25 protein-coding genes and 1 tRNA gene are annotated in these 25,665 nt (G+C 65.4%); 13 read left to right on the top strand and 13 right to left on the bottom strand.

Annotated elements, in window-relative coordinates:
* The 3 genes from V7Q48_RS06180 to V7Q48_RS06170 form a co-directional block, all read left to right on the top strand.
* Positions 1-952, top strand: a 952-nt coding sequence (locus V7Q48_RS06180) for a phage terminase large subunit family protein (protein WP_333836901.1), incomplete at its 5' end; no start/stop codon positions are given.
* Positions 945-2,003: a phage portal protein gene (locus V7Q48_RS06175; RefSeq protein WP_333836900.1), complete on the top strand. Its 1,059-nt coding sequence runs from the start codon at positions 945-947 to the stop codon at positions 2,001-2,003. The genes V7Q48_RS06180 and V7Q48_RS06175, both read left to right, overlap by 8 nt.
* Before the next feature lie 154 nt (positions 2,004-2,157).
* A complete protein-coding gene (locus V7Q48_RS06170) occupies positions 2,158-2,967 on the top strand; it encodes a DNA adenine methylase (RefSeq protein WP_442947098.1) in 810 nt (269 codons plus the stop codon).
* A gap of 91 nt (positions 2,968-3,058) precedes the next feature.
* On the opposite strand, the gene V7Q48_RS06165 is transcribed toward V7Q48_RS06170, so the two are convergent.
* The 8 genes from V7Q48_RS06165 to V7Q48_RS06130 form a co-directional block, all read right to left on the bottom strand.
* Positions 3,059-4,267 carry a hypothetical protein gene (locus V7Q48_RS06165; RefSeq protein WP_333836899.1) on the bottom strand — a complete coding sequence of 403 codons (1,209 nt, stop codon included), beginning with the start codon at positions 4,265-4,267 and terminating at the stop codon, positions 3,059-3,061.
* Positions 4,264-5,673 carry a DUF2254 domain-containing protein gene (locus V7Q48_RS06160; RefSeq protein WP_333836898.1) on the bottom strand — a complete coding sequence of 470 codons (1,410 nt, stop codon included), beginning with the start codon at positions 5,671-5,673 and terminating at the stop codon, positions 4,264-4,266. The genes V7Q48_RS06165 and V7Q48_RS06160 overlap by 4 nt, the downstream gene beginning before the upstream one ends.
* The gene (locus tag V7Q48_RS06155; RefSeq protein ID WP_333836897.1) at positions 5,670-6,896 is read right to left on the bottom strand and encodes a cation:proton antiporter; all 1,227 of its coding nucleotides are present in this window, start codon (positions 6,894-6,896) and stop codon (positions 5,670-5,672) included. The genes V7Q48_RS06160 and V7Q48_RS06155 overlap by 4 nt, the downstream gene beginning before the upstream one ends.
* Positions 6,897-6,943: 47 nt before the next feature.
* A complete protein-coding gene (locus V7Q48_RS06150) occupies positions 6,944-8,500 on the bottom strand; it encodes a DUF389 domain-containing protein (RefSeq protein ID WP_333836917.1) in 1,557 nt (518 codons plus the stop codon).
* A 772-nt stretch (positions 8,501-9,272) separates the two neighbouring features.
* A complete protein-coding gene (locus V7Q48_RS06145) occupies positions 9,273-9,527 on the bottom strand; it encodes a hypothetical protein (RefSeq protein ID WP_333836896.1) in 255 nt (84 codons plus the stop codon).
* A complete protein-coding gene (locus V7Q48_RS06140; RefSeq protein WP_333836895.1) occupies positions 9,496-10,344 on the bottom strand; it encodes a hypothetical protein in 849 nt (282 codons plus the stop codon). The genes V7Q48_RS06145 and V7Q48_RS06140 overlap by 32 nt, the downstream gene beginning before the upstream one ends.
* Positions 10,345-10,363: 19 nt before the next feature.
* Entirely contained in the window at positions 10,364-11,632 is a 1,269-nt protein-coding gene (locus tag V7Q48_RS06135) for a tyrosine-type recombinase/integrase (protein ID WP_333836894.1), read from the bottom strand.
* 159 nt (positions 11,633-11,791) lie between these two features.
* Positions 11,792-11,879, bottom strand: a tRNA-Ser gene (locus V7Q48_RS06130).
* 170 nt (positions 11,880-12,049) lie between these two features.
* Between V7Q48_RS06130 and V7Q48_RS06125 the strand changes: the two genes are divergently transcribed.
* The 9 genes from V7Q48_RS06125 (at position 12,050) to V7Q48_RS06085 (ending at position 20,286) form a co-directional block, all read left to right on the top strand.
* On the top strand, positions 12,050-13,108 hold the full coding sequence (locus V7Q48_RS06125) for a lytic murein transglycosylase (RefSeq protein WP_333836893.1): 1,059 nt from the start codon (positions 12,050-12,052) through the stop codon (positions 13,106-13,108).
* The gene (locus V7Q48_RS06120; RefSeq protein ID WP_333836892.1) at positions 13,092-14,156 is read left to right on the top strand and encodes a septal ring lytic transglycosylase RlpA family protein; all 1,065 of its coding nucleotides are present in this window, start codon (positions 13,092-13,094) and stop codon (positions 14,154-14,156) included. The genes V7Q48_RS06125 and V7Q48_RS06120 overlap by 17 nt, the downstream gene beginning before the upstream one ends.
* 67 nt (positions 14,157-14,223) lie before the next feature.
* Positions 14,224-15,387 carry a D-alanyl-D-alanine carboxypeptidase family protein gene (locus V7Q48_RS06115; protein WP_333836891.1) on the top strand — a complete coding sequence of 388 codons (1,164 nt, stop codon included), beginning with the start codon at positions 14,224-14,226 and terminating at the stop codon, positions 15,385-15,387.
* Positions 15,384-16,022, top strand: coding sequence for a dTMP kinase (tmk, locus tag V7Q48_RS06110; protein WP_333836890.1), 639 nt, complete (start codon positions 15,384-15,386; stop codon positions 16,020-16,022). Before V7Q48_RS06115 ends, tmk begins: the two co-directional genes overlap by 4 nt.
* Positions 16,016-16,981: a DNA polymerase III subunit delta' gene (locus tag V7Q48_RS06105; protein WP_333836889.1), complete on the top strand. Its 966-nt coding sequence runs from the start codon at positions 16,016-16,018 to the stop codon at positions 16,979-16,981. The genes tmk and V7Q48_RS06105 overlap by 7 nt, the downstream gene beginning before the upstream one ends.
* 17 nt (positions 16,982-16,998) lie before the next feature.
* Positions 16,999-18,567 (top strand): methionine--tRNA ligase, encoded by a 1,569-nt coding sequence (gene metG / locus V7Q48_RS06100; RefSeq protein WP_333836888.1) that lies wholly within the window; start codon positions 16,999-17,001, stop codon positions 18,565-18,567.
* Positions 18,567-19,352, top strand: a complete 786-nt coding sequence (locus V7Q48_RS06095) for a TatD family hydrolase (RefSeq protein ID WP_333836887.1) — start codon at positions 18,567-18,569, stop codon at positions 19,350-19,352. Before metG ends, V7Q48_RS06095 begins: the two co-directional genes overlap by 1 nt.
* The gene (locus tag V7Q48_RS06090; RefSeq protein ID WP_333836886.1) at positions 19,349-20,116 is read left to right on the top strand and encodes an MBL fold metallo-hydrolase; all 768 of its coding nucleotides are present in this window, start codon (positions 19,349-19,351) and stop codon (positions 20,114-20,116) included. Before V7Q48_RS06095 ends, V7Q48_RS06090 begins: the two co-directional genes overlap by 4 nt.
* Positions 20,113-20,286, top strand: a complete 174-nt coding sequence (locus V7Q48_RS06085; RefSeq protein WP_333836885.1) for a hypothetical protein — start codon at positions 20,113-20,115, stop codon at positions 20,284-20,286. The genes V7Q48_RS06090 and V7Q48_RS06085 overlap by 4 nt, the downstream gene beginning before the upstream one ends.
* 82 nt (positions 20,287-20,368) lie before the next feature.
* Here V7Q48_RS06085 and V7Q48_RS06080 read toward each other — a convergent pair whose 3' ends face one another.
* The gene (locus tag V7Q48_RS06080; protein WP_333836884.1) at positions 20,369-20,689 is read right to left on the bottom strand and encodes a transcriptional regulator; all 321 of its coding nucleotides are present in this window, start codon (positions 20,687-20,689) and stop codon (positions 20,369-20,371) included.
* Positions 20,686-21,090, bottom strand: a complete 405-nt coding sequence (locus tag V7Q48_RS06075; RefSeq protein WP_333836882.1) for a hypothetical protein — start codon at positions 21,088-21,090, stop codon at positions 20,686-20,688. Before V7Q48_RS06075 ends, V7Q48_RS06080 begins: the two co-directional genes overlap by 4 nt.
* 177 nt (positions 21,091-21,267) lie before the next feature.
* On the opposite strand from V7Q48_RS06075, the gene mazG reads away from it, so the two are divergent.
* On the top strand, positions 21,268-22,080 hold the full coding sequence (mazG, locus tag V7Q48_RS06070) for a nucleoside triphosphate pyrophosphohydrolase (protein WP_333836881.1): 813 nt from the start codon (positions 21,268-21,270) through the stop codon (positions 22,078-22,080).
* On the opposite strand, the gene hflX is transcribed toward mazG, so the two are convergent.
* The 3 genes from hflX to ntrX form a co-directional block, all read right to left on the bottom strand.
* Positions 22,042-23,310: a GTPase HflX gene (gene hflX / locus V7Q48_RS06065; RefSeq protein WP_333836916.1), complete on the bottom strand. Its 1,269-nt coding sequence runs from the start codon at positions 23,308-23,310 to the stop codon at positions 22,042-22,044. The two genes, mazG and hflX, sit on opposite strands and share 39 nt — an antisense overlap.
* Before the next feature lie 65 nt (positions 23,311-23,375).
* On the bottom strand, positions 23,376-23,996 hold the full coding sequence (gene hfq / locus V7Q48_RS06060; RefSeq protein ID WP_333836880.1) for an RNA chaperone Hfq: 621 nt from the start codon (positions 23,994-23,996) through the stop codon (positions 23,376-23,378).
* Between the two features lie 223 nt (positions 23,997-24,219).
* Positions 24,220-25,605, bottom strand: a complete 1,386-nt coding sequence (gene ntrX / locus V7Q48_RS06055) for a nitrogen assimilation response regulator NtrX (protein ID WP_333836879.1) — start codon at positions 25,603-25,605, stop codon at positions 24,220-24,222.
* Between the last annotated feature and the right edge of the window lie 60 nt (positions 25,606-25,665).

Below are 25,665 nucleotides of genomic sequence, written 5' to 3'. Positions count from 1 at the left end.
GATCTACACCCGCACGCTGTTCTCGACGCCCAGCACGCTGGCGCACGAGGCCTATCCGATGTGGAGCGGGGACCGCTTCAACCGGCGCCGCGCGCGCGCCGACAAGGTGCGGATCCCGATCGACCATGAGGCGCTGAAAGACGGCGCACTCGGCCCCGACGGGATATGGCGCCAGATCGTCTCCGTGTTCGATGCGATCGCGAAGGGCTTCGACCTGGTCGACGTCGCCGAGCTGCAGCGCGAGTACTCGGTCGACGAGTTCGAGAACCTCTTCAAGTGCCTGTTCCTCGACGACAGCCAGTCGATGTTCCCCTTCGAAATCATGCGCCGGTGCATGGTCGACAGCTGGGAAGTCTGGCGCGACGTCCAGCCTTACGCCGCGCAGCCCTACGGCGGCGAGGTCTGGCTGGGCTACGACCCCAACGCCAGTGAGAACGGCACTGGTGACGATGCTGCGCTGGTCGCGGTTGCCCCGCCGGTGAAGCCAGGCGGCAAGTTCCGCCTGCTCGAAAAGAAGCGCCTCAAGGGCATGCAGTTCGACCAGCAGGCCAATGCCATCCGCAAGATGGCTGGCCGCTACCGCGTCAGCAAGATCGCGATCGACGTCACCGGTGCGGGCAAGGCGGTCGAGCAGCTGGTGCGCAAGTGGTTTCCGCTGGTGACCTCGATCACCTACTCGCCGCTGACCAAGAGCCAGATGGTGCTGAAGGCCAAGAACGTGATCAGCGCCGGCCGCCTCGAGTTCGATGCGGGCTGGATGGACGTGATGAGCGCCTTCATGGCGATCCGCCCCGAGATCACCAAGCACGGCATCACCTACGTCGCGGGCCGCGCCGGCAGCGTCGGCCATGCCGACCTTGCCTGGGCGACGATGCACGCCCTGTTCTTCGAACCGCTCGATGCCAGCGAAGGCATTGGCGGCACCTCTACCCTGGAGATCTTCGATGCCTGATACCCCGGTCGCCGCGGTGGACCTGCCTGTGCCCGTCAGCGGCGAGGTGCTGCCCGATGCGCCCCAGGCGATCAGCTTCGCCTTCGGCGACGCCGAGAGCGTGCTGGACCGACGCGAGCTGTTCGACCTGTTCGAGGTGGCGCACAACGGCCGCTGGTACGAGCCGCCGATCTCGCCGGCGGGGCTGGGGCGCTGCTACCGCATGGCCGCGCATCACCAGTCGGCGATCCTGCTCAAGCGCAACCTGCTGGTTTCCAGCTTCGTGCCGAGCCGCTGGCTGTCCAAGGCCGACTTCGCCAAATGGGCGCTCGACTGGCTGATCTTCGGCAATGCCTACCTTGAGGCGGTGCCCAACATCGCTGGCCGGCCGGCCGCGCTACGCCCTGCGCCGGCGGCGTTCACGCGGGTGGGGCTCAAGGCCAACCAGTTCTTCTATGTGCCCGGCCTGTACCTGGGCAATGCGACCGAGTTCCGCACCGGCTCGGTCCACCACTTGCTCGAGGCCGACCCGATGCAGGAGATCTACGGCATGCCCGAGTACCTCTCGGCGCTGCAGTCGGGCCTGCTCAACGAAAGCGCCACGCTGTTCCGGCGCAAGTACTACATCAACGGCAGCCATGCCGGCTACATCCTGCACATCAGCGATGCGACGTTCAGCGAGGCCGACAGCGCCGCGCTGCGCGACGCCATGCGGCGCAGCAAGGGGCCGGGCAACTTCCGCAACTTCTTCATGCACATCCCCAACGGAAAACCCGAAGGCGTGCGGATCATCCCGATCGGCGAGGTCGGCGCCAAGGACAACTTCGTCGACATCAAGGACATGACCGCGCAGGACATGCTCGCCGCGCACCGCGTGCCGCCACAGCTGCTGGGCATCGTGCCCAAGAACTCCGGCGGCTTCGGCAATGTCGTCGATGCCGCGCGCACCTTCTACCAGCTCGAGATCGTGCCGATCCAGCAGCGTATGCTCGAGGTGAATGACTGGCTGGGCGTGACTGCCCTTGCCTTCCAGGTGCCCGACGTTGCCACCGTGGCGACCACAAGCGCCTGACCCGAATACCCGCCGCCCGAGCCGGGTAGGCGGGGGAAGGGGCGTTCCAGCGCCCCGATCCGACGACCAGCGATCGTCATGTCCCGAACAGGCCCATCCGAGGCCATCCCGCCTGCCGACTCGGCGGCGGAACATATAAGGAACAAGCATGATGATGTCGACCCAACCGGACGTGCTCGAGCCGGTCAGCCCGGTGCGCCCGCCGGCGCCCTACATTGGCGGCAAGAAGATGTTGGCCAAGCGCCTGGTCGAGCGGATCAACGCGATCCCGCACACGATCTATGCCGAGCCGTTTGTGGGCATGGGCGGCGTGTTCTTCCGCCGCGATCAGCGCCCGAAGTGCGAGGTCATCAACGATTGGAGTGAGGACGTTGCCACGTTTTTCCGCGTGATCCAGCGGCACTATGTGGCGTTCATGGATATGCTGCGCTGGCAGGTCACGAGCCGCGCCGGCTTCGAGCGCCTGCGCCGGCAGGATCCGGCGACGCTGACAGACCTCGAGCGTGCGGCGCGGTTCCTGTACCTGCAGAAGCTGTCGTTCGGGGGGAAGGTTACCGGGCAAAACTTCGGCGTAAGGTTCGACGGCGGCGCTCAGTTCGACGTCGCCAAGGTCGGTCCCCTGATCGAGGCAGCGCACGAGCGGCTATCCGGCGTGGTGATCGAGCGCTTGCCCTGGTCCGACTTCCTTACCCGCTACGACCGGCCGGGGACGCTGTTCTATCTCGATCCGCCCTATTACGGCTGCGAGGGGGACTATGGCCGCGACCTGTTCGACCGCGACCAATTCGCCGCGATGGCCGAGCAGCTGCGCGGGCTGAAGGGGCGGTTCATCCTGTCACTCAATGAGCATCCCGACGTGAGGCGGATCTTCGCCGGGTTCACAATCGAGGCTGTGCCAGTGCGCTATACGGTGGGCGGGATGGCCCAGAGCAAGGTTGTGGGCGAGGTGATTATCTGGAAGTGACCAAGGCGGCAGGCAGGCCCCATCATCCCAGGAGCCTGACCTGCCACTTTCATTGCAAATCGACCAACGTCGAGAAGCGACCTCTGGCGAATTACCCTTCCGCGGGCGCGCCTACCACCACCGCAACCAGACATATCACCCCGATGGCCACAAACCCTACGCGCTGCAGGACGGTGCCTTTGCGATCCTTGATCGACACGATCAGGGCCAATGCACATTGGAGCGCGTAGAACAGGGCGAATGCGCGGGATGACAGTGCCACGACCTCGAACGGATCGGTCAACCAAACGACCATGATCGCCAGAGCGCCGGCCAGGGCGAAAGCAAGCGGGACGCTGACCTTGCGTCGAGAAACCTCGTTGACCAATCCGCCCGATCCGATTGAGTCGGCGACGGCTGCGCTCAACTGGCTCATGATGGCGCCGGCCAGGACGAAGATACCCAATGCCGGCGCGATCAGTTCCATCACATCGAGAATGCCGGCCACGCCATCGGTGGCCGCCGCACGGCTGAGAAACGGCGTCAGAAGCCCGATAAACGCAAGGTAGATCGCCGAGGAGATCCACTGCGCGTGGCGCATCGTTTTGATGCGCAATTCGGCTGGATAGGCGTGGCCCATATAGCGAGAAGTCTCGAAGCCCTGCACGGTGATGAGTAGGCCCAGGAGCATAGGGATACTGGCAAGTGACAATTTGACCGGCGGCAGCGGATCGGCTGCACCGTTCATGATCCAGGAGATCGTGAGCGCCGCGAGCAGACCTGCGATGATACCGATCTTGATCGACACGGTGCCGTGCGCGAGATGCTCGACCTTGCGCAGACTGCCGCCGAGCGCCAGCAGGGTCATGAGGGCGATGAGGACAGTGACGATGATATTTGCCGCCAGTGGCTGCCATGTCGGATCCACCGCCAACGGCTTGAGCGAAAACTCCGCCAGCAGCTTGAGATAGTAGGCCACCGACACGGCGTAAGCGAGCGACAGCACGCCCTGCGTGAGCCGGGCCAGCCATGCGACCGGATCATTGAACCCTGCGGCCGCGAGATGGGCCTCGGCATGGCGTATGTTGAAGCGAATGACTGCGCCGGCTGCGTAGGCGATCGCCAAGAGAGCGGCCATCGCTGCCAAAGCGGCGCTGCCGAACTCGCGTGCCAGGAGCGGGCCACAAATGAGAAAGCCCGATCCGATAATCGATGCCAGCGGCGTGACGGTCGCCCTCCATCCGTCGCTCCGCGCGAAGCGGCCGAAGGTAAGCGCGGCAGTGACGCCGATCGCGACGATCAGGGCGACAAAAACGATCATGCAGTACCTCCAAGCCAGGCAGCGCTATCGCGCAGCCGTCGTTTGTAGTCGGGCTCGGCCAGGGCCTTGAGCAGTTGGTCGGCGCGCGCCAGCACCGCATCGCGGCATGCCCCGTCGAGCGCGTTGGCGGCCAGTGCATGAAAATTGCCGGCCTGGCGGGTGAGCGTCGCGATGCGGCCGGGATCATCGCAACTGAGCGCGACGTCGCCGAGGGCGTCCAGGAACCGCTTGCCAGCGATCATGTCGGCGCTGGCATATTGTGCCAGCGCCCCGAAGGCCCTGTCGATGAATCCGGCAAAGGTGACCGGATGGGCGATCACGCGAAGCACGCCGTCATCGTCGGCCCGCAGCCGCGAAGGCAGATCCCGCCGTGACAGGTCCGCCATCGCCGCGCCCAGCCAATCGAGGCAACTGTTGGCGGTAAAAGGATCGTTGACCCCGGGCGAAAGGGCACGGGCTGCGATCTCGACCAGTTCGTCGATCAAAAAGCGCAGGTCTTGCAAGGCGGTGCGCCGGGCACCGGTCGCGAAGGCCCCCTGCAGGGCACTGGCGGCGTCCTCGTCGCACCGCTCGGCGGGCCAGGCTTCGAGCAGGACGCTGCCCTTGTGCGTGAAATCCCCCGACTGGTATTGGAGGCGGATGACGAGATCGTGATCGCGCGCCGCATCAAGCAGGGTGTTCTCGTCGATCAACTGGATATAACCGTTGTGCCTGGCACGAACCGGTGTGCGTCGTTCGTAATCGGCTGGAGTGGCATCCTCGCGAAAGGCGGAGGGGATGCGCGCGTCGTCAGCGGTTTCGGTCAGCGGCTTGCCGATGAATACCGGAAAGCGCTGGTCGATCTCTTCGATCAGGCGGCCGCCGATCCGCTCGATCACGGTATTGATGTGAATATTCATCGGCACGTGATGGATGAAGTAGATCAGCACCGCGATCGAGCACAGCACGAGAATCAATGCGACCAGCAACGCCAGTTGCGGCACGAAGGCGGCCGCGGCCGCGCCGCTTTCCCCGGCCGAGCGGATCGTGCGCAGCACCACCAGGGAATAGACGAAAGTCGCAATGAAAGTACCCAGCGTCACCTGATTGCCGCGGTCCGACATGAAGTTGCTGAGCAGGCGAGGGCCGTACTGGCCCGAGGCATAGACCACCGCCGCGATCGTCACCGAAAACGTGGTGCCGGCCACGCCGATCATTGACCCGCCGATCGAGGACAGCAGGCTGCGCGCGCCGTCAGGCCTTGCGGAAGCGAGCCATGGCAGGCCGTCCATCCAGGCAGAACCGAAGTGGCCATCAATATAGACCGTGCCGAGAGCGAGCAGCAGCGCCAAGACGGCCATGATCGTAGGGACAAACCAATAGCTTTCGCGCAGGTCGTTGGACAGGCGAAGCAGGTGCGCCTTCATGCCAATTTCTCTGCGTCGCTCGCCGCAAGCCGCTCGAGGACCCGCTTGATCGTCCCTCCCTGCACGACAACGGAGAACAGGACGACCACGTAAGTCGCCGCGAGGATCACGGAGCGGGCCGGGCTGTCTGGCAGGCCGAGCGCCAAAGCGATCGATATGCCGCCACGCAGGCCGCCCCAGATCAGCGTCACCGGTGCAACAAGGCCGTAGCGATGGTTCGGCCGGATCGCCCTGATCGGCAGAAGGACCGACAGCGACCGAGCCGCCAGCGCCAGCGGAATGGCGGCGACGCCGAGGATCACCAGGCGCAGATCGCTCGGGATCGTCACGACCTCGAGGCCGATCAGGAGGAACAGCACCGTGTTGAGGATGTCGTCGATCAGGTCCCAGAATTTGTGCAGGTAATCACGCGTCGTCTCGCTCATCGCATGGGCGACGCCGGCGTTGCCGATGATCAGCCCGGCCACCGCCATCGCGACAGGGCCGCTGACATGAAGGGGACGCGCGATGGCATAGCCGCCCATCACGACCGCCAGGCTGATCAGTACCTCGACCTTGTATTCGTCGATCGAGCGCATCATCCGGTAAGCCGTCCAGCCAATGAACAGCCCCAGCGCGATACCGCCCCCGGCCTCGAGGGCGAACAGTTCTGCCGCATGGGCAATCGAGAACGCCTCACCCGACAGCGCGGAGGCAAGGAGGATTGTGAAAATGACGACCCCCACGCCGTCGTTGAACAGGCTTTCGCCCGCGACCGTCGCCTCGAGGGCAGGAGAGACGTTCGCGCGCTTGAGCACCCCCATGACCGATACCGGATCGGTGGGGCTGATCAGTGCTCCGAAGACGAAACACCAGATCGCCGGCAGCGCGAAGCCGAGGGCGCGAGACAGGAGCAGGAAGCCGAACCCGATGAGGGCCGTCGACAAGGCGACGCCGATGGTGCTGAGCACGATGATCGGCCAGCGGCCGCGCCGCAATTCATGCCAGTCAACGTGGAGCGCACCGGCAAACAGCAGGAACGACAGCATGCCGTCCATCAGTGTGGTGTGAAAGTCGATTCCTGCAATGAAACGCACGACATCCCTGGCGAAGTCGGCACCCGGCAGCAGCCGGTCCAGCGCCACCACCAGCAGCGAGGCGATCGCCCCCATCACCGTCAGCCCGATTGAGGAGGGCAACTGGAGGAACCGGTAATTCACGTATCCTAGCACGGCGGCGAGCACGATGAGGATCGCTGCCGCGTCGAAGGGGGTCAAAGCAACTCCGCCGATCATGGCGACACCTTGGTCGCAAGCCGGAAACGGGCACCAGCGCCGGGCGCTGGCGCAGCGCCGATCCGCTGCGTTGCCAGCAGAGCCGCGATGGCAAGCGCCCGTCGCTGGGTAAGGGTAGGCCGGGATGGCGGCGTGCCCCCTGGCAGGCCAGGCACGGCAAGGACCGGCACGTTCCAGCGTTGCGCCGCCCATGCGGACGTCAGTACCGCATTGCGGGCCGCGTCATCGAGACCATCGGCATTATCGGCAAACGTGACTTCGGGAAGCTGCGCTTGCGGCGGCACGACCGAGACGCTCCAGCCATCGGCATTGGCGGCGGCACGCGCTTCCAGGATGCGATAGGTAGCGACGGTGGCCCCGGGCAGCGGTGCGGCAGCGGCGGTTGCCCGGTGATGATCGCGATCGATCGTCACGTCGTCGGGCGCGATGCCGGTGATGAGCGCGATCATCCGCGTCAGCGCGTTGATGCGCTGGGTTTCCTGGTTCGACGGATCTCCCGCCTGCCGCAGTTCCTCGCGCTGGGCATCCAGCGCATCCGCGCCCACGCCGAGCAGTACCTGGTCGATGTCGAGACGGACCGGGCGCCCCAGCTTCTGTTCGAGCGCCTTTTGCAGCGCGGCCGAGCTCTGCGTCTTGTTGCGCGGCGTGATGACGACCGAGCGCACCACGATCGGCTCGTGGTCGAACTTTACTTCGAGCTGCGTCACCCGCGCATCGTTGCCGAAGCGCTCGCTGAGCAGGGAGCGTGTCTGTGACACCGTCACCGCCTCTCGCGCGATGCGATTAAGCGAAAGGCCAAGCGGCACGGCCATGACCGCAAAGACCAGCAGCAGCACACCGGTCTGCGCCCAGCTCTGCCGGCTAGAGAGATGATGCCCGAACCCATAGTAGCGGGCCATCATCATGGCCGAGAGCGCGATGGTAATGAAGTTGGTGACGAACAATGCGAGTGAGCCGCCCAGCACCGGCAGGTTCCAGGTGGCGAGCCCATATCCAACGACGGCGAGCGGTGGCATCAGTGCGGTCGCGATCGCCACGCCCACGATGGTCTCCCCGCGTCCCCGGATAATAGCGAAGGTGCCTGCAAGAGCCGCGAACAGCGCGACGCACAGGTCGAACAGGTTGGGCTTAGTCCGCGCCACGATTTCGGCCGTCGGTGCCTGAAGCGGCGAGACAGTGACGATGAAGGCCGTAAACGTGACGGCCGCGAACGAGCCGATGGCGAGGGCCATCATTGACCGGCGCATCTCGGCAAAATCGAACAGTGCGAGGCTGAAACCGAACCCGAGAATGGGGTTCATCAGCGGCGAGATCAGCATGGCGCCGATGACCACGGCCGGGGACGACAACAACAGTCCGAGCATGGCAATGCCGGCCGACATCATCGTCATGAATGCGAAGCGCGGCGACCATCCACTTTCATCGATGATCCGGTTGACGACGGCCTCGTGATCCACGGGTTCCACGACGCTACGGCGCCACCAGCGATAGATGGCAAGCCGGCTCAAGCCGGCGAACACGGGGCTGCTGGAGCCGTCCCGGATCCTATTCAACTCAGCCAAGCTATGGCTCCTATTGTGATATTTGATGGCGCGGAATGAAGGTGCACGTCATGCAGGACGATTGAGCTGACCAGGCCGTTCCAGGGTGCATCTGCCAGTGCTGGCACGCTGGATGGAATATGGGTCATCGAATATGGTGCCGGGTAGCCACTGGTGTGGCCAAAGGGCACAGGGGCGCGGTGCATCGTGGGTTCGTTCCGAGATAGCGTACAAGCGCTGGCGGCCCGACCAACGCAATCGCCTGCCCATTCACCTGCAACGTGTGACGGGCACCCGGGCTAACTATTGCACCCGATGATCACAATCGCAAGGCAACGCCGCACCAGCAGCATCCTGAAGGCCGCGGCGACCTCCCGCTGGGAGGTGGGGCGAAGCCTACGCCCTGCGGACGGGTCGCGCGCCAACCCCGCGCGCCGCACTTGCCCCCACGCCCCGCCTGCACGCTTCCTGGGCAGTTTCTACGCAAAGGCTCGCGATCGTCCGCATCGACGGGAAGGGCGGAATGCCTACGTTCTTGGGCCTATCGGCCGATCACATTGCGCGGAAGGCGCCAACGCACCTCGACGCAGCTCGCGCATCACCTCGGACAGGGCACCGATGGTGCAAAAGCGCAGGCTTCGCCCCTGGCGCCCCTGCCGAGCATCGGAGCGGCACGTGCCGCTCCGTCCGACGGTGCCACATTGCGCCTCGGTGCGTGACTGAAGGGTGCTTTCGGCCTTTCCGCGCCATGAAACTGCGTATCGCGAAGCGATTCCTTTTCCTCTTAACCATTTGACGCGGGGTACTCCCTAGTCACTGAACTCGCACTTGGGGCAATGGAAGGCGCGGTGTCGAAGTGCGCCCCCAGGGTGTTGATGACGCGCACCAGCGCCGCGTCGCCGGCGTGCAGGGAACTGCCAAGCGAAGACAGAGGCTTCGCCAGCAGCGCCTGGCGCTCCGTGGCATCAGCCTTCTCGCAGGCCTGGATGGCCTCGGTGTTCTTTCGCTCACCGAGAAGCTGGGCGAAATGCTGCCGCACGGCCACCGCAAGCTTGGCCGCAAGCGCATATCTGTTCACCATTTGTTCTTTTGCCCCTTGAACACGAAAGGGGGGCCTCCCTAGTCACTGAAGTCGCATCTGGGGCAATAGGTGGCGCGGTGTCGAAGTGTGCCCCCAAGGTGTTGATGACGCGCGCCAGCGCCGCGTCGCTGGGGTGCAGGGCACTGCCGAGCGACGAGAGAGGCTTTGCCAACAGCGCCTCGCGCTCGGCGGCCTCGGCCTTCTTCCGCGCCTGAATGGCCTCGGCGCGCTTGCGACCACCCACGAGCTGCGCGAAACGCTGCTGCACCGTAGCCGCGAGTTTGGTCGCAAACGCATAAGCGTTCGCTATTTGTTCTCTTTGTGGGCCTTCGCCAACGGCGCGGCCGGTGCGACGCGTGCGCCGTACCTTGTCGATGAAGCCATGCGCCTTGAGCGCCTCGATCGCGCGAACCACGGTCGCCCGCGCCAGGCGCGCCTTGGCGCAGATCGTGTCGATCGACGGATCGCAGCGGCCCGAGGCGAAGTCGACGTAGCCGAGCAGCACCTCGAGCACCCACAGGCCATTGCTGCCGAGCGGGCCTTCGCGCTTGCCGTCCTTCTTGTGATGCGTGTTGTACTCGCGCGCCACCTGCAGCAGCTTGTCACGCCAGCGCAGTGCATCAGCGGTGCGGCCGCCGCATATCGGGCGGAAGATCTGCGCGCGCGGATCATGCTCATCATAGCTGTGCCGACGAGGCGTTCTGGCGAACCGCTTGCCCTCCTGGATGGCCTTGACGCGCCAGCCAACGAGATCGCCGATGGAGGCCGTCGTCATGCGCGGCCTCCGCCACAAACTACCGCCGGGATACGGCCAATAGGGTTTCCGGCGGGGCCAGGTCGGCGGTCAAAAGATCCGCCCATTCCTGCGCGATGGCGCGGCGACGCGGCATATACGAAGCACGGTTGTACGCTGCCTCTACCCGATCCTTGGGTACGTGCGCGAGCATCAGGTCGATGATCGACCGATCGGCCGGGCGATCTTGTTCCATCGCCCGCTCGTTCATGACGGTCGAGAAGGTGGACCGCCAACCGTGCGGGACGTGACGCCCCTCGAAGCCTGCCACCCGGCGATACGCCACATTGAGCGCATTTTCCGTGAATGGCCGATGCGAGTGTCGGGCCGATGGGAAGAGGTACTTGCGGTTGAACGCAAAGAGCTTGGCCGCTTGCACCGTAGCCACGGCTTGGCGCGACAGAGGCACGATGAATTCGAACGCTTCGGTCTCGGAATTTTCCTTGCGCAGCTTCATCTTGGCTGCCGGTACGCGCCAGATCGGGTTTGCGCCGTCTAGGTCCTCGAATTCGGAAGGCTCGGCCCATTGGATCATGCCGGGACGAACCGCTGTTAGGGCCAGAAGGCGCGATGCAAGTTTGGTCGTCGGGTGCCCCGGTGAGGCTTCGAACGCTTTCAGGAAACTGATCGCGGACACCACGTCGCGAAACGCGGGCTGTTTCCGCTTCCGCACGGGCTGCAGCGCTGCCCCAACTAGCGACGCTGGGTCGTTGTCTGAGATGTCCGCGGCAATGGCATACCGAAAGACCGCCGAGATCCGCTGGCGAACGCGGTGTGCTGTCTCCACAGCGCCGCGTCGCTGCACCACTTCGAGCACAGCGAGAACGTCCGCAGGTTTGATCTCGTTGAGCGGCATGGCGCCGAGGTGCGGAAACACTTCGTTCTGCAAACTGGTCATGACGTCCGCAGAATGCCGGTCCTTCCATTGTGGCGACTGCATCAAGTGCCAGCGCTCGGCAACCGCCTGGAACGTACTGGTCTGATCGACACCCGTCACCCGGCGCAGCGCTGCGCGACGGCGCTCGTCTCCCGGATCCATGCCTTGGCGCAGCAGCTGACGGGCATCGTCCCGCATCTCGCGCGCCCGTTTCAGCGACAGCTGAGGGAAAGCCCCAAAGACCAGGCCGCGCTCCTTCCCGCCAAACCGGTACTTCCAGCGCCAGCCCTTGTGCCCGGTGGGAGTGATGTGCAGATAAAGGCCGAGGCTGTCGAAGAGCTTGATCGGCTTGTCCCCAGGCTTCGCCATTTCGCACTCTTTCGCGGTGAGCATTGGATACCCCCAACTTCTTGAACCGATACCCCCACGGTTCCCCCATGGAAGAAGCGGATCCCTGAAACAAAATGGGAACATCTGCAAGGCGGCCAACGTCGTAAAACGACGAAACCCCCGGATTTACGGGGGTTTTTGAGAGTTTGCGAATTTTTGAATTGGCGGAAGGGGTGGGATTCGAACCCACGGATGCTTGCACATCGGCGGTTTTCAAGACCGCTGCAATCGACCACTCTGCCACCCTTCCGCGGCCGGTCCCGCCCGATAGCGGCAGAGATGCAAGTCGGGAAGGGGGTTTGCACATTTTGTCGGGTGCATGCATCGGTCTGGGCCAAAGGGGTTTCCCTTGGGGGGCGAGCCGTGCCACACGTGCCTGCAATGATGCTTCCTTTCCCATTTGGTACCTCGTCCTCCTCCATGCGCCAATCGCCCCGTCCATTGTGGCGCAAGGCGACGATCGCATTGGCCTCGCTGGCCTGCATAACGCTGGCTGGCCCCTCGGCACAGGCCCAGAGCGCCGAAGATGCCGGCTTCCAGGGCTATCTGCAGCTGCTTGCCGCGCGCGCACGGGCGGCGGGGGTGCGTGAGCAGACGATTGCGCGGGTGACGTCCGGGCTTACCTTCAACCCCCGCGTCATCGCGCTCGATCGCAGCCAGCCGGGCGCGGGGCCGTCGTCGGGCACACCGGCGTTCGAGCCCTATCGCCGGCGGCATGTCGATGCCGGCCGCATTGCGCGGGGGCGACGGATCTATGCGGAGTCCGCCGATCTCGTGTCGCGGGTCAGCCAGCGTTACGGCGTGCCGGGGCAGATCGTGCTCGCGATCTGGGGGCACGAGAGCAACTACGGCAGCTATACCGGCGATTTCGACTTGCCGCGTTCGCTCGCGACGCTGGCCTACGAAGGGCGGCGCCGCGAACTGTTCGCGGAGGAATTCGTGGCCGTGCTCAAGATGGTCGATCGCGGCGTGCCGCGCGAGCAGCTGGTCGGCAGCTGGGCCGGTGCTTTCGGCAATCCGCAATTCCTGCCCAGCGTTTATCTGCGCGTGGCGCAGGATGCCGATGGCAACGGCATAGCCGACATCTGGAACAGCCGCGCTGACACGATCGCCTCGATCGCCAACTACTTCCGCGACGCAGGATGGCGGACCGGCCAGCCCTGGGGCTTTGCGGTGAACGCGCCTGCCAGCCTCGACCGCAGCGCACTGGGCTCCAGCCTGGTCAGCCCGCGTTGCCCTCAGGTCTTCGCCCGGCACAGCCGCTGGCGAACGGTGCGCGAATGGCGCGCGCTCGGCCTTGCGCCGCAAAGCGGGTATTGGCCGGCGGGTGACGATACCCTGGCGACATTCCTCGAGCCGGACGGGCCGGGGCGGACCGCCTACCTGCTAACCGGAAATTATCGAGTCATCCTCGATTACAATTGCTCGAACTTCTACGCCCTTTCCGTGGGATTGCTCGCCGATGAAATCAGCCGCTGATCGGGTTGCCCTGGCCACTTTAACCGCCACCGTATCGCTCGCTGCCGTGGGCCTGACGTTTGCCGTGACTGCTCCGGCCATTGCGCGCGAGGCAGCAGCAGCGGTGGTGGCCGGCCCGGCCGACGACTACCCGATGGTGCTCGGCGATCCGTTCACGGTCGACGGCGTGACGTACACGCCAGTCGACACCATGAACTACGACGCCGTCGGCTACGCGGTCGCCGATGGCGCGGGTGAGGGGGCCGTGACCGGCGCGCATCGCACGCTACCCTTACCGAGCTATGTCGAGGTCACCGCGCTTGACAGCGGACGGACCGTGGTGGTCCGGCTTGAGCGGCGCGGGCCGATGACCGGTGATGGCCTGATCGCTCTTTCGCCGGGCGCCATGGCGCAGCTCGGCCTTTCCGGCGGGCATAATCCGGTGCGGGTCCGGCGGGTCAATCCGCCCGAGAACGAGCGCGCAGCCCTGCGCGGCGGCCAGCAGGCACCAGCCCGGATGGATACGCCGCCCGGCCTGCTTGCCGCACTGAAGCGCAAGCTGGGCCTGCTGCCGCCGGTCCAGCCAAGCCCGGCAGCGCTTGCCGCGGCGCTGGGCGCATCAGGCAAGCCGCTTGCCGCAGCGACGCCGGCTCCTATGCCCCGTCCGACGCCCAAGGCCGCTGCGCCCATGGCGACTGCGCCGCTGCCCGCACCAACCAAGGTCATTGCGCCCACACCGCCCCCCGCCAAGGCGCCCATGGCGAAGCTTCCGGTGGCAAAACCTGCGGCTGCACGGGCGGACGCTCCCAGGGCAGCATCCGAAAAGCCCGCTCCTCCCAAGCCGACACCGCAACCGGCGGGGAAGGGCTACATCGTGCAGGTCGGAGCCTTTTCCACGCGCGCCAACGCGGATAAGGCGGCGAAGCAGGTCGGCGGAACGGTATCGCCCGCCGGCAAGTTCTTCCGGGTCCACATCGGGCCTTCGGCATCGCAGGCGGATGCCACCGCCGCTCTGGCCAGAGCAAAGCGGGCGGGCTATGCCGATGCGAGGGTCCAGCGCGCGCCCTGACCGCGCCCTGATCGCACCCAGATCATCGTCGCCTAGATTTCCGGGGTCCTGCTTGCGTCGTTCTTTGTTGCCTCTTGCCGCTGCCGCCGCGCTGATCTCGTTGCCGGCCAGCGCCATGCGCTCTCCCCATGTCACCGTATCCAGCGATCCGGCGCGCCCGCCCGAGGTGGTCGCGCCGATCGCGCTGCTGATCGACGTGGATTCGGGCCGCATTTTGTTCGAGCGCCAATCGCATCGCCGCTTCGTGCCTGCCTCGCTGACCAAGATCATGACGAGCTATGTCGCGTTCGAACTGATCGCGCAGCGCAAGCTCTCGCTCGACCAGGCCTTTCCCATGCGGCCGGAGACGTTTCGCGCCTGGCATGGTGTCGGCAGCACGATGTTCCTGGAAAACAACAGCCAGACGCGCGTTGCCGATCTGCTCGAAGGGATCGTCACCGTATCGGCCAACGACGGCTGCGTGGTCCTGGGTGAGGGGGTCGCCGGCAGCGTGCCCGGTTTCACCGCGATGATGAACGCGCAGGCCCGTCGGCTCGGGATGCGCGATACGCATTACAACACGCCCAATGGCTGGATGGACGAGGGCCGCACTTACGTCTCCGCCGCCGATCTCGCCACGCTGAGCATGGCGATGATCACGCGCCATCCCGATCTCTACCGCCGGTTCTATGGCCACGAACGGCTGATCTGGAACGGTATCGAGCAGCGCAATCACAACCCGCTATACGGCGTGGTCGATGGCGCGGACGGAGTGAAGACAGGGTTCACCAACGAGGCCGGCTATGGCCTTGTCGGCTCGGCGCAGCGCGGCGGGCGGCGACTGATGATGGTGATCGGCGGCTATGATCGCCCGCAGGACCGGGCCCGTGACGGCGCCGCGCTGCTCGAATGGGGCTTTGCCGCGTTCGACGCGCAGCCGCTGTTCCGCGCCGGCGATCATCTGGGCAGCGCCCGTGTCCAGGGCGGCACGGCGCCGAGCGTCGGTCTCGTGGCGCCGCACCCGCTGGCGCTGCTGCTGCCGCATGGCCAGCGCGCCAAGCCGACGCTGACGATCCGCTACAAGGGGCCGCTGCGCGCGCCCATCGCCAAGGGACAGGATATCGCCACATTGATCGTCCGCGCGCCGGGGCAGCCCGATGCGCGCCTGCCGCTGGTGGCCGGAGAGGCCGTGCCTGCGGGCGGTGCGCTCGATCGCCTGCGCAACGGCTTTGCCGCGATGGTCGGCTCATGACGGCCGGCCGTTTCATCGTCTTCGAGGGAGGGGAAGGGGCCGGCAAATCGACCCAGGCCCGCCTTCTGGCCGAGGCTCTGGCCGCGCGCGGGATCGAGGCCGTGCAGACGCGCGAGCCCGGTGGCACGGCCGGCGCCGAGGCCATCCGCAGCCTTCTCTTGAGCACGGAGGGCGCTGGCTGGGGCGCGCGGGCCGAGGCTCTGCTGTTCGCCGCCGCCCGGGCAGACCACGTCGAGCGGCTGATCCGCCCCGCACTGGCGCGTGGGGCGTGGGTCATCTGCGACCGGTTCCTCGACAGCAGCCGTGCCTACCAGGGCGGCGGCAGCGGCTTGTCGGACGCGGACCTGATGACCCTGCATCGCATCGGCAGCGAAGGCCTGCTCCCCGATTGCACCGTGCTGCTTGAATTGGATGCCGTTCTCGCGGCCGAGCGGTGCGCCGCGCGCGACCAGGGCTTGGCGGACCGGATCGGTGGGCGCGATGCGGCCTATCATGCCCGCGTTGCTGAGGCCTTTGCCGGCTATGCCGCTGCCGAACCGACGCGCTTTGCCCGCGTTCCGGCCGATGGGACGCCAGACGTCGTGGCGTCTCGCGTGCTTGGTGCGCTCAATCGCTGGCTTCCTCCATCATGCTGATCGGTCACGAGCAGCCTTGGGAAGCCTGGCGCGCCGCGCTTGCCGGCCAGCGCATGCACCATGGCTGGCTCTTGGCGGGGCGCGAGGGACTGGGCAAGGCGGCCTTCGCGATCGAGGCTGCCGCGGCACTCGTCGCGGAACGCGGCGTCGCCCAGCCACCGGCCCTGCAGCACCCCGACATCCTCCTGCTCGAACCCTTGCCGGCCAATGACGACGAGGCGAAAAAGCGCGACGATGGAAAGCCTTATGCGCGCAAGCGCAACATCAACGTCGACCAGATCCGGTCGATGCTGGGCCGGCTCCACACCCGCCCGACGCTGGGCGCGCGGCGCGCCGTGATCGTCGATGCGGCCGATCACCTTGAAAAGGGCGCGGTCAACGCCCTGCTGAAAGGGCTCGAGGAGCCGCCGCAGGGCACGTTCTTCCTGCTGGTGGTCCACCAACCGGGGCGGCTGCTGCCGACGGTGCGCTCGCGTTGCCAGGTCCTGCGCTTTCGCCCGCTGGACGAAGCTGAGATGCACAGTGCCGTGGCCCGTGCCGCTCCCGAGATCGATGCCGAAACGCGCGCCGCCGCGATTGCCGTGGCGCACGGTTCGCCCGGCGCAGCGCTGGCCTTTGCGATGCACGACCTCGCGCGTCCGATCGCGCTGATGCGCGCGATGCTGGACAGTGGCGATCCGGACCTTGCACTGCGCAGCGAGCTTGCGGCCGCGCTCGGCGCGCGTCCCGATCGCGAGCGCCTGCTGGCGACGATCGAGGCGGCCCGCACCGTTCTGGTCGAGGCGGCCGGTGCCGCCATGCCGGATGCCCGCATGGGGATCATCGCCGCGCATGAGAGGCTGGTCGAACTGGGGCGCGAAGTGCCCACCCACAACTTCGACCCCGGCCTGCTCGTCATGGAAATCGGCGGGTTGCTGGCGCGCGCCGCGCGGACTAGAGCGGGGGCGATCTCCCGCTGAAGGAAGCGACCGTCGCCATGGGCGAGCCTTATTACATCACCACCGCCATTTCCTATCCCAACGGCAAGCCGCACATCGGCCACGCCTACGAAGCGATCGCAGCCGACGTCATCGCCCGTTTCCACAAGGCCATGGGGCGCGACGTGCGTTTCCAGACCGGCACGGACGAGCACGGCTTGAAGATGGCGCAGAAGGCGCGTGACCTGGGGATGACCCCGGCTCAGCTCAGCGACGAAATGTCGCAGCATTTCATCGATATGTGCGCAGCTTTGAACATCAACTACGATGTTTTCATGCGCACCACCGAGGAACGCCACCACGCGGCCAGCCAGGAAATCTGGCGCCGCATGGAGGCGAACGGCGACCTTTACCTCGATCGCTACGAGGGCTGGTACTCGGTGCGCGACGAGGCGTACTACGACGAGAGCGAGTTGATCGAGGGGGAAGGGGGCGCCAAGCTCTCGCCGCAGGGCACCCCGGTCGAATGGACGGTCGAGGAAAGCTGGTTCTTCCGTCTCTCGCGCTATCAGGACAAGTTGCTCGCGCTCTATGCCGACAACGCCGAGTTCATCCGCCCCGAGACCCGGCGTAACGAGATGACCGCGTTCGTGTCGCAGGGCCTGCGCGACCTCTCGGTTTCACGCACCAGCTTCGACTGGGGGGTGAAGGTACCCGGCAGCGACAACCACGTCATGTACGTGTGGGTCGACGCGCTGACCAATTACCTCACCGGTCTAGGCTGGCCGGAAAACAGCGATGCCTTTTCAAAGTATTGGCCAGCGAACCTGCACCTGATCGGCAAGGACATCGTCCGCTTCCACACCATCTACTGGCCCGCGTTTCTGATGAGCGCGCAATTGCCGGTGCCGCAGCATGTCTTCGGGCACGGCTTCCTGCTCAATCGTGGGCAGAAGGAATCGAAGTCGCTCGGCAACGTGACTGACCCGATCGCGCTGGCCGAGCAGTTCGGCGTCGACGCGGTTCGCTACTTCTTCCTGCGCGAAGTGGCGTTCGGACAGGACGGGTCCTGGTCGGCCGAGGCGATCGTGACCCGCTGCAACGCGGAACTGGCCAACAGCTACGGCAACCTCGTGCAGCGCGTCCTGTCCATGATCTTCAAGAACATGAATGGCGAGCTTGCCGCGTTTTCGAGCACCGACGCAGATGACGCGCTGCTCGCCACGGTGCGCGAGGCGGCGGCCGTCGACCTGCCACGCGAGTTCGCCGCCTTGAATTTCTCGGTCGGCATCGAGGCTTGGATGCGCGCGGTCTTCGCCTGCAACGCCTATATCGACGAGCAGGCCCCCTGGACACTGCGCAAGACTGACCCGGAACGCATGCGCGCGGTATTGCTTACCTTGTTCATGGCCATCCGCGACCTCACCATCGCCATTGCCCCTGTCGTCCCGGCTGCAGCCGGCAAGGTGCTCGACCAGCTTGGCATTCCGGCCGAGGCGCGCGGCTTTACCGCATTCTCGCATGCGGGGTGGTACATGGAACGCGTCGCCACAGGTGAGGCGCTGGCGCAACCGGTGGGCGCGTTCCCGCGGCTCGAACTGCCGGCCGAGGAAGGCGCTTCCGCCTGATGCTGATCGATTCGCATTGCCACCTCATTTACGAAGGCTTGGTCGACCGTCAGGGCGAAGCCCTAGCGGCAGCGCGGGCGCGCGGCATTGGCGGTTTCCTCAACATCTCGACGCGGCAGCGCGAGTGGGCGGACGTCGTCGCCGTTGCGCACCGCGAGCCTGACGTCTGGGCAAGTGTCGGCATCCACCCCCACGAAGCGGATGGCCATGCCGACCTGGGTGCGGCCGTCTTGCGGGCGGCCACCGATGACACCCGGGTGGTCGGCATCGGTGAAACGGGGCTCGATTACTACTACGACCACTCCGACCGCGCGGTGCAGCAGGACCTGTTTCGCATGCACATCGGCGTTGCGCGCGAGACGGGTCTTCCCGTCATCATCCACACGCGCGACGCCGAGGCCGACACCTTGCGGATCCTGCAGGATGAAATGGGGAAGGGCGCCTTTCCGGCGCTGATCCATTGCTTCACCGCGAGCGCGGATTTCGGCCGTGGCGTGCTTGATCTGGGTTTGACGATCTCTATCTCGGGCATCGTGACGTTCAAGAACGCCAAGGACTTGCAGGCCTTCGTTGCAACAATCCCTGCAGAACGCCTGCTGGTCGAAACCGACGCGCCGTTTCTCGCCCCGATCCCCCATCGTGGAAAGAAATGCGAACCAGCCTTCGTGGCGGATACGGCGGCGTTCGTCGCCCAGTTGCGCGGCGAAACCCTCGACACCCTGGCGGCGAGCACAACCGACAACTTTTTCCGGCTGTTTTCGAAGGCGGAAAGGCCGTCGCCATGAAGCTGGTGATGCTCGGCAGCGGAACGTCGACCGGTGTTCCCCGCATCGGCAACGATTGGGGTGATTGCGATCCAGCCGAACCGCGCAACCGGCGCACCCGCGTCGCTATCGTGGTCGAAGGATCGGATGGAGCGCGCATCCTCGTCGATACGCCGACCGACCTGCGCCAGCAGTTGCTGGCGACCGGCATTGACCGGATCGATGGCGTGGTCTGGACGCACGATCACGCCGATCACACCCACGGCATCGACGACCTGCGCCCGCTACGCATGGGTCGCGGTGCGCCGATCCCAGGGTTTGCCGCCGACGAGACGGTGCGGCGGCTGCGCCAGCGGTTCGGCTACGTCTTTGCCGGCCAGCACGGCTATCACACGATCTGCAACCTCGATAACCTGGACCGTGTCCGGATGATGTCGGGCATGGCGATTACGCACTGCCAGATGGATCATGGTCCTGCACAGTCGACCGCCTTCCGTTTCGACCAGGATGGCAAGTCCGTGGGATATGCTACTGATTTCAGTGCCATAAACGACGAGATGGTCAACCTGTTTTACAAGGTCGACGTGTTGGTCGTCGACGCGCTGCGGCGCGACCCGCATCCCACGCATGCCAATCTCGCGATGGCGCTGGAACTGGTCGAGACATGCCGGGCACGCTGCGGGGTGCTGACGCATCTCGACAAGTCGATGGATTATCGTGCGGTCTGCAACGAGACGCCCGATCACGTCGAGCCGGGCTACGATGGACTGGAGATCACCCTGTGACTGGCGCGTGGATCGGCGTCATTGGACTGGTGATGGCGCTGATCCTCGTGGTTCGCGGCGGCGCTTTCGGGCGGTTGTCGTGGTCCGCGCGCGCCAGGATGGCGCTGATCTGGGCGATCATCATCGCCGTGGTCGCGATCCTCGCGAGCAGGCTGGGGCTGCATCGGTAGCCGACATTGCCCATCCAAAGCAGACCCCATTTAACATAATAATTCTTATCAAACTGGCCGATTTGGCAGCTCGGAGGGGAGATCATCCCCCCGGGACCCCCTCCAGAATGGCTTTCAGCGCGCGCACGTGCGCTTCGAAACGACGTCGACCATCGCCGGTGATGCGCGCCCAGGTTCGCTGTCGTCCATCGACCGGCGCCTTGCGCAACGTGAGCATCCCAGCCTCGGCCAACGCGGACAGATGCTTGGACAAGACGGAGTCACTGCACGCGGTGATTTCCCGCAACCGCGCAAACTCGACATCCTGCGCGTTGCTGAGGACAGCCATCGTCTGCAGCCTCGCCGGCGCTTGCAGCAGCGTCTCCAGGCCATCCAGCGGTGCCCACACGTTTGCCTCGCTCATGCGCCCGTCATCTCCGCTACGAAAACGCGCTGCCACTTCACGCTGCCGATCCAGCACAGGATGAACGTCAACACGCCAAGCGCCACGCTGACTTGAGGCAGCCCGGCCTCATGACTGGCCCACATGCTCGCCAGCAACATGGCCACGACCGCGCCAAGCAGCACGCTGGTCACGATCCGCGTCCGGCCGCGACGATAGCCATTGATGAAGACACCAAGTCGCTTGCGATCGGACCGGATCAGCAAAGCGATCCCGATCATAACCGCCAGGAACACCACGGCGCGGGATAGCCCCGGCAACGCTGGACTGACCACCAGCGCTGCCTCCAAACCCGCAAACGCGGCATGGCGCCAGGGCGGGCATTGCGCGATGTCGGCCAATTGCCGCTTGGCCGCCGTCATGGCTGCAAGGGCATCGCGGGCTTCGTCCGCACTCGTTAATCGTTCCATGGCTGTTCCTCTTTCCGATATGGAAAGTGATACAAGCTACTTTCTGATTCGGAAAGCGATAATTTTCCGGATTGGAAAGTCACTGTGCAGCGCGTGACAGCCGATGCGGAATTGACCTAGAGAGCGGTGATGACCGCCAGCCTTGACCCGATCGACCGCCTCCGCGCAATCATGGCCCGCCTGCGTGACCCCGTCGGCGGCTGCGAATGGGATCTGGCCCAGACGTTTGCCACGATCGCGCCTTACACGATCGAAGAGGCCTATGAGGTCGCCGACGCGATCGCCCGCGATGATCTGGTCGCCTTGCGCGAGGAACTTGGCGATCTGCTCCTGCAGGTGGTGTTTCACAGCCGCATCGCCGAGGAAGCGGGCGCCTTCGGGTTCGACGACGTGGCCACCGCCATTTCCGAAAAGATGGAATCGCGCCACCCGCACATCTTCGGCAGCGAAGACGACGTCGGGCAATCCCGCGAGGAACGCTGGGAAACCCGCAAGGCTGCGGAGCGTGCGGCCAAGGGCGCTCAGAGCGCGATGGACGGGGTTGCCCTCGCCCTCCCCGCGCTGATGCGGGCGGAGAAATTGCAGAAGCGCGCGGCGCGTGTCGGGTTCGACTGGCCCGACATCGATGGTCCGCGCGCCAAGGTGCTGGAGGAGCTCGACGAGCTGGCTGACGCTAAGACACAGGCCGAGCAACTCGACGAGGCGGGCGACTTGCTCTTCGCCACCGTCAACCTCGTGCGCGCCTATGGCATCGCGCCAGAGGATGCCTTGCGCCACGCCAATGCGAAATTCGAACGCCGCTTCCGCGGGATGGAAACGCTGCAGGGCGAGACCGAGGGCGCACCGGTTTTCGCCACGCTCGATCTCGCCGCACAGGAGGCGTTATGGCAGGCCGTCAAGGCCTCAGAGGTGCGTAAACCGTCCGAGGTCGGCGGGGCTTAAGCGCACGCTGACGCGAAGCGTCTCGCCATCCTCGCCGGCGGTTTCGGCCAATACCTCGCCATGCGCATGCAGCCAGGCCAGGCGTTGGCCGTCGCTGGCCGGGATCGTCAGGTCGAGCACCTGGGCTCCCCCGGTCAGCAAGTCGGACAACACGTCCAGCAGGGCATCGACCCCCTCGCCCGTAACCGCCGAGATCGGAACGACCGTCCGGTCCGGGATGCCCTGCGCGATGATCGCCTCGCGCGTCAGCCGCTCGTCGTCGGCAAGCAGGTCCCACTTGTTCCACGCCTCGATGATCGGCACGGGCTCGGCTTCGTCGCCGATGACACCGAGATCGGTCAGGATTTCCTCGACTTCGGCCTTTTGCTGGGCGGTCGCGGGATTGGAAATGTCGCGCACGTGGACGATGACGTCGGCAGCCGTGACCTCTTCCAGCGTCGCCCGGAAAGCGGCCACCAGCTGAGTCGGCAGGTCGGAGATGAAGCCGACGGTGTCCGACAGGATTGCTTTCTCGATGCCCGGCAAACGGATAGCCCGCATTGTCGGGTCGAGCGTCGCGAAGAGCAGATCCTGCGCCATGACGTCGGCACCGGTCAGCCGGTTAAAGAGCGTCGATTTGCCGGCATTGGTATAGCCGACCAGCGCGATCACCGGCCAGGGCGCGCGCTGGCGTCGCTCGCGATGCAGGCCACGGGTGCGACGCACCTGCTCCAGCTCGCGGCGGAGGCGCGCCATGCGATTGCGGATCATCCGCCGGTCAGCCTCGATCTGGGTTTCGCCAGGGCCGCCGAGGAAGCCGAAGCCGCCGCGCTGACGCTCGAGGTGCGTCCAGGAGCGGACCAGACGGCCGGCCTGGTAATCGAGATGCGCCAGTTCGACCTGCAGTCGGCCTTCCGCGGTCGCCGCCCGCTCCCCGAAGATTTCGAGGATCAGTCCGGTACGGTCGATGACCTTGCGCTTGAGCTTGTCCTCGAGATTGCGCTGCTGGATGGCCGACAAGGAGCCGTCGACGATGACCAGTTCGGCCTCGCTCTGCGCGATGCTGACGGCCAGGCGCTCGACCTGGCCTTCGCCGAACAGCGTGCCGGGGCGTACTGCCCGGATCGGCACGATGAACGCGTCGACCACCTCGATGCCGATGGCGCGGGCGAGCCCCTGCCCCTCTTCGAGCCGAGCTTCGGCATCTTCTCCCAATCCGCCACGCTGGCGGATGTCGGGCAAAACCACGATGGCGCGCGCGCCGCGCGAGACCTCGCCTTCGAGATCTCCCGCATTGCGACCAAATTCAAATGTGCTCAGTTCGTTTCGCCTTCCCAATCGCCGGTCAGGTCGACATGGCCCGCAGGCTGGATCGTCGACACGGCATGCTTGTAGGCAAGCTGCACGTAGCCTTCGCGTTCCAGCAGCATGCAGAAAAGATCATAGGCCGCGACCTTGCCCTGCAGCATCACGCCGTTAACCAGGAACATAGTGACCTGCACGCCGGCGTCGCGCACGCTCGACAGGAAAACTTCCTGCAGCAGGCGCTTCTTGCCGCCCTCGCCCTCGCCGCCCTGGAAGTGGGCAACCGACAGCTGCTGGCCCGGCATGATCGTCGAGATCGCGTGCTTGTATACCAGCTGCGACTGGCCATCGCGGCGCAGCAGGATCGAGAAATTGTCGAACCAGGTGACGATGCCCTGCAGCTTGACGCCCTTCACGAGAAACATCGTGACCGGAATCTTGTTCTTGCGCAGGTGGTTGAGGAAAACGTCCTGGAGGTTCTGCCCTTTCACGGCCCCGACGTTGGCCGCCGCAGAAGCCGGTGCCGCGGCAGCAGTGGGAGCCGCCACAGCCGTTTCGGGCGTGTCGGCGGCTTCAGGCTTGGTCGTGTCCGACTTGGCGCGGGGGCGGGCGGACAAGGTCTTTCCGGTCATCTCACGTGACTCCTGTTGGTATTGGCGTGCCCCTTCTTGGCGGGGCTTGCGCGATCTGGCCGGAGCATTGCGGGCGAATATGACGCCGCCATGTCCCGTCCGGGTTCGGTGCATGTTCTATGGCGCCTTGGCACCGAGGTAAACCGGGTTTTTGCAGCCGCGTTCCACGAAATGGAAAGGAGCAGATGCAATTCCTGCAACCTGCCCCACCCCGTCACGTGCGTCATTCGTCCTCGTCGTCGTCGCGGCGTTCGGCCATGCCCAGGAGCTTTAGCTTTCGGTGCAGCGCCGAGCGCTCCATCCCGATGAAGCTCGCCGTTTTCGAGATGTTGCCCGAGAACCGCCGGATCTGCACCTTGAGGTACTCGCGCTCGAAATTCTCGCGCGCTTCGCGCAAGGGCACACCCATCAGCGCCGAGCTGCTGTTGTCACCGCCGAGGCGCGTGCTGACGATCTCGGGCGGCAGCATGTCCGCCTCGATCCGGCCGAGGCGCTCGCGCGGCGTCAGGATGATCGTGCGCTCGACCACGTTGCGCAACTGGCGCACGTTGCCCGGCCAATCGTAGCTCTGCAGCGCGGCCATCGCCTCTGGCGTGATCCCCGGCGGTGCGACGCCCTGGTCGGTCGCGTATCGTGCGAAGAAATGGTCGACGAGCGCGGGAATGTCGTCGCGCCGGTCGGTCAGCGGCGGGATCGCCACAGGCACCACGTTGAGACGGTAGTAGAGATCCTCGCGGAAGCGCCGCTCCTCGATCTCGCGCTCGAGCGGGCGCGATGAGGAAGATACGACGCGAACATCGACGCGGATCTGGCGATGGCCACCCACGCGCACGAAGGCCTGCTCGGTCAGCACGCGCAGGATCCTTGCCTGGCTCGAAGCCGGCATGTCGGCAACCTCGTCAAGGAACAGGGTTCCCCCGTCGGCCATCTCGAGCAGTCCGGCGCGCACCAGCTTGCCATCGACTTCCTCGCCGAACAGTTCCTGCTCGAAGCGCTCGGGCGTGATGCGTGCCGAATTGACCGTAATGAAGGCATTCTGCGCCCGTGGGCTCCAGCTGTGCAGTAGCCGCGCCGCCACTTCCTTGCCCGATCCGGCCGGCCCGGAAATGAGCAGGCGGCTGCCTGTGTTTGCCACGCGCTTGAGCGTCGCGCGCACCTGGTTGATGGCGGTCGAATTGCCGGTAAATTCCTCCGAGGCGACGAAGCCCTGCTTCAGTCGCTGGTTCTCGCGGCGCAGCCGCTCGGTTTCGGTTGCCCGTTCGACAAGCAGCAGTAGGCGTTCGGCCTCGAACGGCTTCTCGAGGAAATCCATCGCCCCGCGGCTGATCGCGGAGACCGCAGTATCGATGTTGCCGTGGCCGGAGAAGATGATCACCGGCAGTTCGGGCTCGCGCTTCTTGATCTCGTCGAGAACCTCAAGCCCGTCCATCGGGCTGCCGTGGAGCCAGACGTCGAGCAGGACGAGGCTGGGCCGGCGCTCGTCCACCGCGGCCAGCGCCGAGGTGCTGTCTGCAGCGAGGCGACAGCCGTAGCCCTCATCGCTCAGCACACCCGCGACCAGTTCGCGGATGTCACGCTCGTCGTCAACGATCAGGATATCGAGTGCCATGAAATGCTTGCGTCCTGAAAAGTGTGTGGTGGCGAAAAAGTTGGGGCGATGTTGGTAACG

It is taken from the genome of Novosphingobium sp. (genome assembly GCF_036803765.1).
Lineage (GTDB): Bacteria > Pseudomonadota > Alphaproteobacteria > Sphingomonadales > Sphingomonadaceae > Novosphingobium.
Note: the sequence above shows the minus strand (reverse complement) of the source record. Positions and strands in the feature narration are given on the sequence as shown.